This window comes from Pseudomonas sp. 1176_21 (assembly GCF_052850635.1).
This window is the reverse complement of sequence record NZ_VXCV01000001.1, coordinates 205,939-215,563: the sequence shown is the minus strand read 5'-3', so window position 1 is coordinate 215,563 and position 9,625 is coordinate 205,939. Positions and strand designations below refer to the sequence as shown.

The 9,625-nt window shown below is 62.7% G+C and carries 12 protein-coding genes and 1 pseudogene; all 13 read right to left on the bottom strand.

Annotated features, from left to right (window positions below):
• Positions 1 to 36: 36 nt before the first annotated feature.
• The 13 genes and pseudogenes from FW760_RS01190 to FW760_RS01130 all read right to left on the bottom strand — a co-directional run bounded on the left by FW760_RS01190 (position 37) and on the right by FW760_RS01130 (position 9,620).
• Entirely contained in the window at positions 37 to 1,536 is a 1,500-nt protein-coding gene (locus FW760_RS01190; protein WP_446443515.1) for a phage tail sheath subtilisin-like domain-containing protein, read from the bottom strand.
• Positions 1,533 to 1,712: a DUF2635 domain-containing protein gene (locus tag FW760_RS01185; protein WP_043863306.1), complete on the bottom strand. Its 180-nt coding sequence runs from the start codon at positions 1,710 to 1,712 to the stop codon at positions 1,533 to 1,535. Before FW760_RS01185 ends, FW760_RS01190 begins: the two co-directional genes overlap by 4 nt.
• Complete coding sequence (locus FW760_RS01180) at positions 1,709 to 2,308, bottom strand: phage tail terminator protein (protein WP_446443514.1); 600 nt, start codon at positions 2,306 to 2,308, stop codon at positions 1,709 to 1,711. Before FW760_RS01180 ends, FW760_RS01185 begins: the two co-directional genes overlap by 4 nt.
• Before the next feature lie 56 nt (positions 2,309 to 2,364).
• Entirely contained in the window at positions 2,365 to 2,874 is a 510-nt protein-coding gene (locus tag FW760_RS01175; RefSeq protein WP_116054691.1) for a hypothetical protein, read from the bottom strand.
• The gene (locus FW760_RS01170; RefSeq protein ID WP_446443513.1) at positions 2,852 to 3,226 is read right to left on the bottom strand and encodes a head-tail adaptor protein; all 375 of its coding nucleotides are present in this window, start codon (positions 3,224 to 3,226) and stop codon (positions 2,852 to 2,854) included. The genes FW760_RS01175 and FW760_RS01170 overlap by 23 nt, the downstream gene beginning before the upstream one ends.
• Positions 3,223 to 3,606 carry a head-tail connector protein gene (locus FW760_RS01165; protein WP_446443512.1) on the bottom strand — a complete coding sequence of 128 codons (384 nt, stop codon included), beginning with the start codon at positions 3,604 to 3,606 and terminating at the stop codon, positions 3,223 to 3,225. Before FW760_RS01165 ends, FW760_RS01170 begins: the two co-directional genes overlap by 4 nt.
• A 39-nt stretch (positions 3,607 to 3,645) precedes the next feature.
• Positions 3,646 to 4,881, bottom strand: a complete 1,236-nt coding sequence (locus FW760_RS01160; RefSeq protein ID WP_446443511.1) for a phage major capsid protein — start codon at positions 4,879 to 4,881, stop codon at positions 3,646 to 3,648.
• 156 nt (positions 4,882 to 5,037) lie between these two features.
• Positions 5,038 to 5,388 (bottom strand): annotated as a pseudogene (locus FW760_RS01155) (HK97 family phage prohead protease); the annotation flags it as partial.
• A gap of 139 nt (positions 5,389 to 5,527) precedes the next feature.
• On the bottom strand, positions 5,528 to 6,754 hold the full coding sequence (locus FW760_RS01150; protein WP_446443510.1) for a phage portal protein: 1,227 nt from the start codon (positions 6,752 to 6,754) through the stop codon (positions 5,528 to 5,530).
• Positions 6,751 to 6,897 carry a hypothetical protein gene (locus tag FW760_RS01145; protein ID WP_446443509.1) on the bottom strand — a complete coding sequence of 49 codons (147 nt, stop codon included), beginning with the start codon at positions 6,895 to 6,897 and terminating at the stop codon, positions 6,751 to 6,753. Before FW760_RS01145 ends, FW760_RS01150 begins: the two co-directional genes overlap by 4 nt.
• Positions 6,898 to 6,904: 7 nt before the next feature.
• Positions 6,905 to 8,641 (bottom strand): terminase large subunit, encoded by a 1,737-nt coding sequence (locus FW760_RS01140; RefSeq protein WP_446443508.1) that lies wholly within the window; start codon positions 8,639 to 8,641, stop codon positions 6,905 to 6,907.
• 9 nt (positions 8,642 to 8,650) lie between these two features.
• The gene (locus FW760_RS01135; protein ID WP_446443670.1) at positions 8,651 to 9,097 is read right to left on the bottom strand and encodes a phage terminase small subunit P27 family; all 447 of its coding nucleotides are present in this window, start codon (positions 9,095 to 9,097) and stop codon (positions 8,651 to 8,653) included.
• A gap of 190 nt (positions 9,098 to 9,287) precedes the next feature.
• Positions 9,288 to 9,620, bottom strand: coding sequence for an HNH endonuclease (locus FW760_RS01130; RefSeq protein ID WP_446443507.1), 333 nt, complete (start codon positions 9,618 to 9,620; stop codon positions 9,288 to 9,290).
• Positions 9,621 to 9,625 lie beyond the last annotated feature (5 nt).

The following is a 9,625-nucleotide window of genomic DNA, read 5'->3' as shown; positions in this document are numbered from 1 at the left end:
GCCCGCACTAGGCGGGCCGGGGTGGATTGATGCGGGTTACGCCGCGTCGGGGTACTGCAGGCGGAACTGGTACAGCAGCGCGAACACGCGCAACTGGTTGACCAGGTCAGGCGGAAACAGCACGTTCAGGCGGTTCGGGTTGCTCGCATCACGCTCGACAATCAGGTGCTCTTTGAACGCCTCAATGTTCTCGACAATGCCGGCGCGCTCCAGCTCGCCATACGCCGCGATCAGTTCGCCCCGGATCACAATCGGCGTGACGATGGCCGCGCCGGCGCCAAAGCTGGTGCCGTCGTTGGCCAATTTGCTGCGCCCGTATTTGCTGGTGATACGGCTTTGCAGGTTGCGGATCACATACGCAGACTGGTGCAGCGGCTCGCTGTCCAGGTAAGAGTCATCCGCCTGGCCAAACGCATTGCGCTGGTAGGTGGTGATACCCCGCTGAATGCGGTAGCTGCCGCCTTCGTAGTACGCCGTGGCAATGCCGTTCATCAGCAGCGATTGCCGCTCGGTCAGCATGAAGCGGCTGCTGGCCGGCGCCGGATCGATGCCGGGCAGCGTGCCGGTTTGCGTCGGCCGTGCTGGGTCGGCGCTGATGAATACAGCGGTGCGTGCGGCGTACTGCGCGGCAATTTCCCAGACCGGCTGGGGAACGCCGCGCTCGAACCCGTGAATCGTCATGTGCGGGTCATTGCGCGCCCGACCGGCCGCCACCAGCTCGCCCAGGGTGCCGCGCTTGGCGGTGTACACATGGCCATAGAGTTGCTTGGCCCAGGACCAGCGGCCGGCCGTGTCTTCCATGGTGACTTTCCAGGCGTCCAGGGTCGCCACGTCGCTCCAGGGCTGACAGATGAACTCGAAAGGCTCATCGCCCAGGGCAGCCAGCGCGGCCGCCATGTCGGGGCTGCCAACGCCGCCCGTCATCACACCCACCACCAGCGTCAGCCCGGCCGGGGTTTCCTCGCCGTTGGTGCGGCCCAGGCGGTTCAGCTCGACCCGAATATCGTTGCTCAGGTCACCCTTGAACTTGGCCGTCAGGGTCACCACGGCCGCCTCCACGGTCGCCGTGACCGGCAGATCAAGCGAGGCGTTGACGCTGGCCGCGACAGCGGTGGCCACCGCCTCGGCCGACATACCCAGGGTGACGGTGGTACGCACGCGCTTGCCAGCCACGTACAGATTGACCAGGCCGGCCGACGACGGCGTGCCCGTTACGGTAACGCTCGCCGTGGCCGCCGTGCCTTCGGTCACCTGCAGCGGCAGACACCACACCTCGCCGGCGATATCGATGGCGCGGTGCTTCTCGTACATCGCTGCCAGCATCGAGCCGGTACCGCCGATGGCGGTGGCTTCGGCCTGGCGCGACACCAGCACCAGGTTGCCGACCTCTTGGCTGTCTACACCGTCGTTGACCTGGCCCACCAGCAACCGGCGCAGCGCGGCGCCGGCATTGCTATTGGCCATCGAGCTATCAACCTCGGCGTAGAACAGCGGCACGCGCAGGTCGGACGGAATGTTGCTGAAACCAATGCTCATGGCTTGGTCACCCTCGCTTTTTTGGGTTCGACGACAACCGCGTCGCCATCAGCCAGGCGGCGCTGCCACCAGGCATTGTGGGGCACCTTGGCCCCTTCGTCGGGCAGCAGCTCGCCGCCCTTCTCCGGCATCGGGCAAGCACGCCCCGGGGCCGGTTTCAGGTGAATCAGTGTCATTGAGGTAGATCCTCTCGGGTTTTGAATTCGACACGGCCGTCAGGGCCCGATTGCGCGACGTTGTGATCGACAAGGGGGTCGATGAAGTCATACGCGGTGTCGACGCCATCAAGCGCCGGCAGGCCCAACAGAACGCGCTCTTTCCACGTCTCCGGGTTGCTGCCGGCGCCGAGTGAAAGGTTTCCGAGCTGGAAGTCTGCATAGAACCGGAAGCGGTAGACCACCCGATCCCGATCGATCAGCAGTAGCGACCCGCCGTCATACAGCAACTCGCCGTAGTCCGCGTCTGGCTCGAAACCAACCAGGGCACGCCAGAGACTGGCACGCACCAGGTGCACTTGGTCGGCCACCTGCTGGCCGCGCTCGTCGTGGTTCTTCAGCACAACGCACACGTCGATGGCATCACGCACCATCTGCGTAATGACGTTCTGCTGCTCGGGGTCGTCGGCACCGTCGCCGGTGGGGATCACGTAAGCCGCCGGCAGCTCCAGCAGCGAGCTACCTTTGACAGGATCCCAGTCCAGCCCCCCCGCCACTCGGCCTTTGAAGTCCGGGCAGCGTTCTTTAAGCTGATTGATCACGGGGGTGATTCGCATGTTTTCCTCGGGCACAAAAAAGCCCCATCGCTGGGGCTTTGGCGACGCCTGCAGCGTCAGTTCAACAGCGCATCGGCAAAGGTCTTCTGCAGAATGCGTTGCACGTCGCTCGCTGAATCCGCCAGGGCGTCGGTCATGTAGTTGTCACGCGGCGTGATACGCCACCCGTTCGCCTTTCGCGCCACCTGCAGCGCCTGCCGCTGGCCAGCTGCGCGACGCCCCTGGCCCGGGCTCAAGCCTCTGACCCGCGACCCAAGGCGCACCCCGTAGTGCAGATACGCCGGGTAGAAGGCCGCCATGCTGCTGGTCTTGGTCGGCGCGATACGCACCAGAAAGCCCGAGCGCGACAGCTTGAAGTTGATCGAATCAACCGTCGCACCCGTGCGTGTTTCCGGGTAGCCCGCCTGGCCTCCCCCAAGCGCCAGGTTCATTTGGGCGCGGCCGGTGACCAGTCGGCCCACCTTGCGCATGCCGGCGCGAACCTTGCGCTTGTTGAACACCTCGGTTTCGAACTTCTCGAAACCTTCAATGTGCAGGTAGCCGTCAACGGAAACTGAATTCGCCATCAGTGCCCCCTTCGTTTTCTGGTAGGTCCGGGCCCAGCTCTTCGACCTCTATCACCGACCAAACCGCCCGGCCGCTCATCGCCGTGGCCCGCTTGACGCGGAACACGCGGCCCCGCTCGACCAGCTCATGCCGAATATCCACGCCCTTGATGAACTTGCAATAGAGCCGGTGGGTGATCACGTTGCCGGTTTGCTGCACGCCGGTGTACGTGGCCGTACCCAGGGGCTCGACCTTGACCCATCGCCTCGCCACCGGGGTGTATTCAGACGTCTGGCCCACCCCGGCGGGTTTGTCATGGCGAATACGCACGGCCATGCGGTGGCTCAGCTCGCCCGTTTCTGGCTCCCTCATAAGCTGAACCACCGATAGGGCCCGACCAGGGCGTCATAGGCCAACGGGACCGACTTGGAACCGTTGGCCGTGGCCTCGGTGACTGGCTCGCGGTTGCGGTACCAGTGCGCCACCAGCATTAGCATGGCCAGGCGCACGTCATCCGTTACGGGTAACGCATTCTCCGGTGCGCCCTCGGGCAGCAGGCTGCGCAGGTAGACTTCATCGCCGCCGGCATCGGGCGGTGCATCGTCCGGCAGCTCGACCAGGAACAACCGGCGCCCGGTCGAAGTCTCTACCTTGCGGCGCGCTGCCCGCCCGTAGAGCCGCAGCAGCGTGTCTTCCTCGGTTTCGTCCAGCTCAAGGCGGCAATGCCCCTTGATATCCTCAAGCGTCAGCATGACCACACAGGGGCCGCTTGCACGGTCCCGCCTCCAGGCTTAAGCAGTTTTGCCTTCCAGCGCCTTGACGGCGGCGGTGTCCTGCAGGACAAAGCCGAAGCGCACGAAGGCCAGGAAGGCAACTTGGCCATATTCCGCGTAACGCTCTACCAGCCGCTTGAGAACCAAACTGCGCACCGCACGCAAGATCACTTCGTTCCAGTCACCGGCAAACGCAAATTTCTTGCCGGCGCCAATGTCGGCGATGGCCTGATCGATCACGTATTGCTGTTTCAAAATGGTGGCCGGACGATCATCAGCAATGCCCGGCAGCCACAACGGACGGTTGTTGGCGTCGACCATCTCTTCCAGGGTTTGCGCCGTCTTGTCATTGAAAGCCAGGCGGAATCCAGGCGCCGCGCGATAGGCCGGGTCAACCGAGTGAATAAGGCTGTTCATTTCCTGCCAGGTGAAAGTGGCCGCTTTGGCCGTCATTGCACCCCGACCTACAGATACCTCCAGGCCTTTCGGCTGTGCCGGTGCGTCGGCCGTTTCAGCAGCGCCAGTGCCCTGGACAATCAAGCGGTTACGGGTGCGGGCAACACGCTTGCTGATACGTCCGGTCAAGAACGTCTCCATGTCGATTCCCGAGTCCTGCAGCAGCTGTTCGGAAACACGAATGATCTTCGAACTGATCGTGTGCGAACCCAGGGTAGCGGCACCAAATTCGACATCCTTTTCACCGGCCGCTTTGTTCTCGCCGATCAGCTCGCCCTCTTCCTCGCCGCCGTTACTCACTGCCCAGGCGATGGGCGCGCCGTTGTCGGTCTGCAGCAGTTGGCACACCGACGCAATGCCGCCATAGGTGACCAGCGCTTCGATCACTTTGGCCTGCAGGGTGGTCGGCACGGTGAACCCGCCTGCCTCGGCGGGGCTGGTGCCCTGAGCGCGCATTTCGGTCAACAGCGAGCGCTGTTCAGCCGTCAGGCCTTCCATTCCGCGACGCGCCCAGGCGTCCCACGCCGAACGGCGCTCGGCATCAGGGCCTTCCTGCTGCTCGCCGGGGCGGCGACCACTGGCAGCCAGGCGCTCGCGTTCCTCGACAAAGCTTTGATCGTTGGCGCGCAGCTCTTCTTCGCGCTCGATCTTTTCCTTGATGCCTTTCAGCTCGGTGCGAATGGCTTCCCACTTGGCGCGAACCTCACCGGTCCAGGCATCATCACCAGTACTTTCGTGCAGGCTGCGCATTTCAGCCGACAGCTGGGTGTAACGCTCTTTCAGTTGTTGCAGTGTCATAAATCCCCCAGGGGTTCAAAGTTCGTTCAGTTCAAGCACGCGCTCGCGGGCTTCGCGCTCAAACAGAGCACGACCCTCAAGGCCTTCTTGTTGCGCCTGCTTCCAGGCATCCATAGAGCGCTGGGCAGCGCTTGAATCGGGATACGCCGGAAAGGACACCGGCCCCACGTCGCGCAGTTCGGCGATCTTGTAGATCGTTCGAACCACCACCCCGCCGGGTTCTTCGTGCCAGGTATCGCCGCCCTGGGCGACGCGCATGGCGAAACTGCTGCCGGACATATCGCGGCGCTTGATCGGCTCGACCACCAAGTCGCGGATGGTCTGCGTGGACGGTGTATCGATCTCATACGCCAGGCCGCGCGCATCCACCGCCAGGCGCAGCGTGCCGCTGGCCGTGCGTCCAAGCAGGTAGTTGGGGTCATGGTTGAACAGGCCGCGCACGTCCTGGCCCAACACGTCATCAAAGGCGCCCGGGGCGATCACTTCGACGAAGAAACCGCCCAGCATTTCGCTGCGCTGGTTAAAGACGGCGGCATAGCCGGCGATCTTGGGCGAGGTTGCATCGGCGCCCTCGCCTTCTGGCGAGACAGCACGAAGCTCGCACAGCTGCGCGGGCAGCATGCGTTTCTCAAATTCACTCACGGGGTTATTCCTTTGGCGTTACGGGTAACGGCAAGCCATCAGCGCCGAGCAACTGGGTGTTGACGTTGAGCAACATCGAGTCGAGGCCTGCCAGCGGGTTGAGGTCTTCCAGCACGCGCACTTCGTTGCGGTTCATCCAGCCGTCTTGGATGGCAATGCGGTAGAACTCGGCGCGCTCTTTCGGGGTGCCGCGCAACAGGCCGGCCAAGTTGAACTTGACGTAGTAACCGGCCAGGCGCTCTGCCCGGGTGAACACCCGGCGGTTCAGCTCTTCTTCCCAGTTCTTTACCCAGGGCATCACCGAATGCCGCACGAACTGGATGGCCTGTTCGCTGATGTTGGAGAACGTCGCCTTTTCAAGGTCATTGATCATGTGCGACGGCACGTTGAAGATGCTGGCAATCTCGCTGCGGGTCAGCTTGCGCGTCTCCAGAAACTGCGCATCCTCGGGCGCGATGGTCAGGGCCTTGTAATCCAAGTCCGCGGGCAACAGCAGGGTCTTGTTCTTGGTGGTAGTGAGACCAGACACGGCACCACGCCAGACCTTTTTAAGCCGCTCCCAACTATCTTCCTTCAAGTCCCCGTTCTTGAGCGTGACCAGCCCCGTAGGGCGGCCGCCGCCTTCGAAAAACTCTTTGCCGTAGCGCACCGTGGCCAGGCCAAGGGCGATAGTGTCAGCGTTCTGTCGAATCGGGCTGGTCCCCATTCGCCGCCCTGAACCAATGGCGCGCAGGTGCACCATGTCTTCGGGCGACACCGCCAGCGGCTTGCCGTCTTCATCCTGGGTCGCATAGACCCAGCGACTGCCGTTTTTCACCAGGTCAGTGACTTGGGGCTCGCACATTTCCAGCGTCTGCAGCTCGCCCCTACGGCCGCGCACCAGGCGGGTAAAGCCGTTACCCCAGCCCAACGTGTGGGCCTGCTTGGTTTCCCGCCAGCGGTAAGAGGTCTGCCACTGGTTGGGCTCATCGTGCAGCAGGTAGTGCGCCGGGTGGTCGGTGGCCGGAACAATGCGGCCATCGACCTTGCGCAACACGTTCAGCGGTAGCTGCGCCATCGTGCTCGACAGCACGTAGATACACGCATAGACCGCCGTCAGTTTCTGCGCCATTGCCGGGCTGACCGTGATGCCGTTGACCGCGCCCAGATACTCGGCAAGCTCCTGGCTGTTCATCGGCGTATTCGGATTTTCCAGGCTGCTGCGCTGCTCATACATCGCCCCGAAAATCATCGCCTCACCATCTTGATGGCCGCGCCCACCAGCAGGGTGCCGCCGACGATCAACGCCACACCTGGGCCGAACTGGATGTAAAGCCCAGTGACAAGCAGGCAATAGCCGGCCGTCCCGAGCCCTTCAGGAAGCCACTGTTTCATAGGGTTCTCACATGGTTAGAACATCATCATCAGTCAGGGTGCTAAGCAGGTCTTGCGGCTCAAACTCGCCCAGCATGGCCCGGCTCATGGCCATTAGCGTTGCGACCAGGCCGTCGATCTTGCGCAAGTTGGTCTTGCCTTCGTCGGCCTTCTGCGGGGTCAAGCAGCCTTTGTATTCGCGGGTCACCACGTTGCCGGCCTGCCAGGTGAACACCGGGTCAGCCGAGTGGCGGAAACGACGCGATAACAGGGCAGCCTCAAGCTCGCGCATCGGCAAGTTCATGGTGGCGATACCACCGCCGACCTCGACCACTTCGGCGCCGTCCTTCTCCAGCTGGTGCGCCAGTTGGGTCGCACGCCATTTGTCGTAGGCGATATCTTGAATGTCGAACATGTTGGCCAGGTCGGCCACGTCGTCACGCACCAGGTCGAAGTCCATTTCCTCGCCGTCGCATAGCTCCAGCAAGTTCGCGTTCGCCCAAGCCTGATAGGCGTCCTTGTTTGGTCCGGCGCGCTCGATGGCCCCCTCGGGCAGGTACGACCGGCAGAATGCCGTCCAACGGTCGACCAACTTGCCGCTGCCGGTGACCAGTTCCACTTTGTCGCGGAACACCAGGGCCACAGCGGTAATGTCGGACTTGCTGGCCAGGTCAATGCCGACCCAGCACGGCTGGCCCAGGAACTGATCAAGGGTCAACGTCGGGTCGCCGCACGCCTCCCAGTCAGCGATGTTCAGCCAAGCCAGCTTGGCGCTCACCCAAATGTTCAGATGCTTTGTCTTAAAGGCGTTCTGCCGTGACGGGTAACGGGTCGCATCAAGCTGCCGCTTCAGCAAAAACTCAGCGCTGACCGACACGTCATAGTTCGGGTTGGCCTTGCGCAATACAGCCGGGTCTTTCCAATCGTCGTCATCGTCAATGGTGTAAATGATCCCGAACAACTCGTCGTTCGGTACCGTCCCGTTGAGCTTGTCGATCACCTGATTGCGCTGCAGGTAGCACGGGCCGGCGATGTTGTAGCCCGCCGTGGTGATGGCGAACATCATCGGCTCTTCCCGAGCGCCCATGCCGGTCAACATGGTTTCGTACAGTGCGGCCGTGTGGTGTTCGTGGAACTCATCGACCAGGGCGCAGCTGGGCGACTGCCCATCGCCGGGGTCGCCGATCAGCGGTTCAAACTTGCTCTCGTCGTCGATAATCGACAGGTTTTTGGCGGCGACCTGAATGCCATAGGCCTCGATCAGCTGCGGCGTGCGCCTAACCATCTGCCGTGCCGGCTTGAACACCTCCCAGGCTTGGCGCTCAGTCGTCGCGCCGCAATACACCTCGGCACCGAACTCACCGTCACGGCACAGCATGTACAGCCCCAACCCGGCGGCCAACACGCTCTTGCCATTCTTGCGCGGCACCTCGACATACACTTCACGGTAACGGCGCCTGCGGGTCTTCTTGTCGACCCAACCGAAGATCGCGCAGAAGATGAACAGTTGCCAAGGCTGTAGCTTGATCAGCTCTTTCTTCGCCGCCCACTTGCCTTTGGCATGCGGCAGCAACTGAATGAAGTCGCCTACCACCTCGGCCGCGTCGCGGTCGAAGGCCCAGCGAAAGCCACGTTTCTTTGACTTGGCCAGGTCGTCCAAGTGTTGCTGGCAGGTCTTGCGCACCCACTTACACGCAGGTATCCGGCCCGCCACCACGTCACGGGCGTACTTGTTCGCACCGTTCACGTTCGGGTAACTGGCCATGGGGTCAACTCACTTTGCGGCGGCCCTGCCTCCTTTGAGCAACAGGAACGGGTTCTCGGGTTTCTCTGTACCGCCGCCACCGGTCAAGCGGGCCCGGCTGGCCGGGTCCAGGCCCAGCGCCCCGCCGAAGCTGGCCATCTGGCGTAGCGACTCGTTGATTACCGTGCATGCGGGGTTCTTTTTCATGACCCCTTTCTTGTCCGTTACGGTAACGCCAGCAGTTGCGACCTCGGCTTCGGCGGTCCGCCACCGGTGGTAGGCCGCGCAGAAGGCGGCCAGGTTGTGTGTATCGGTGCGGGCCATGATCCCGGCATGGGTCAACCAGGGCGCGACCACATGCCAAATCTCGACGCCCCAATCGCCGAGCCATTCCGGCGGGTCGGGCACCTCGGCCAGCGGCGCCGGCGCGGGGGCGTTCTTGTCCAATCGACGCTTGCCCGGATTGCCCTGCAGCACCTTCAAAGCGACGGGCTTTGCATGCCGTCCCATCGTTCAGCCCCCCGATTTTTGCCAAATGCGATTTTTTTTAATTTCGCGGCTGTAAGAAAAAGACTGGGCGATCGGTGGAGAGGGACGAAGGTTGTAGAGATTTGCCCCCGCCCCCCTACTTGGTGATTTTTTCACCAATTTTAGCCACCTGATCACCTCACGTTCGCTGGCGAGCCTCTTGTGCCTCCCGCTGTGTTTTCGCCTTGTGGCAGTCCTCGTTTATGGCTGCCAGATTGCTGAATTCGTCCGTTCCACCCATGTGTTTTGGCACAATGTGGTCAACTTCTGATGCAGGAAGGCGCCGACCTTTGCAGCCGGCGCATTGGCACAGGTAACGGTCACGCTTGAGTACGGCGGCGCGCTTCTTGCGCCACGCCCAGTCATACCCCCGCTGCTCGGCGGTGCCGCGCGCCGGATTGTTCCAGCCGCTGGCCAGGTGATTGTGGGTATCGCAGTAGCCGCTATCGGCCTGGGTCTTGCCCGGGCACATCGGTG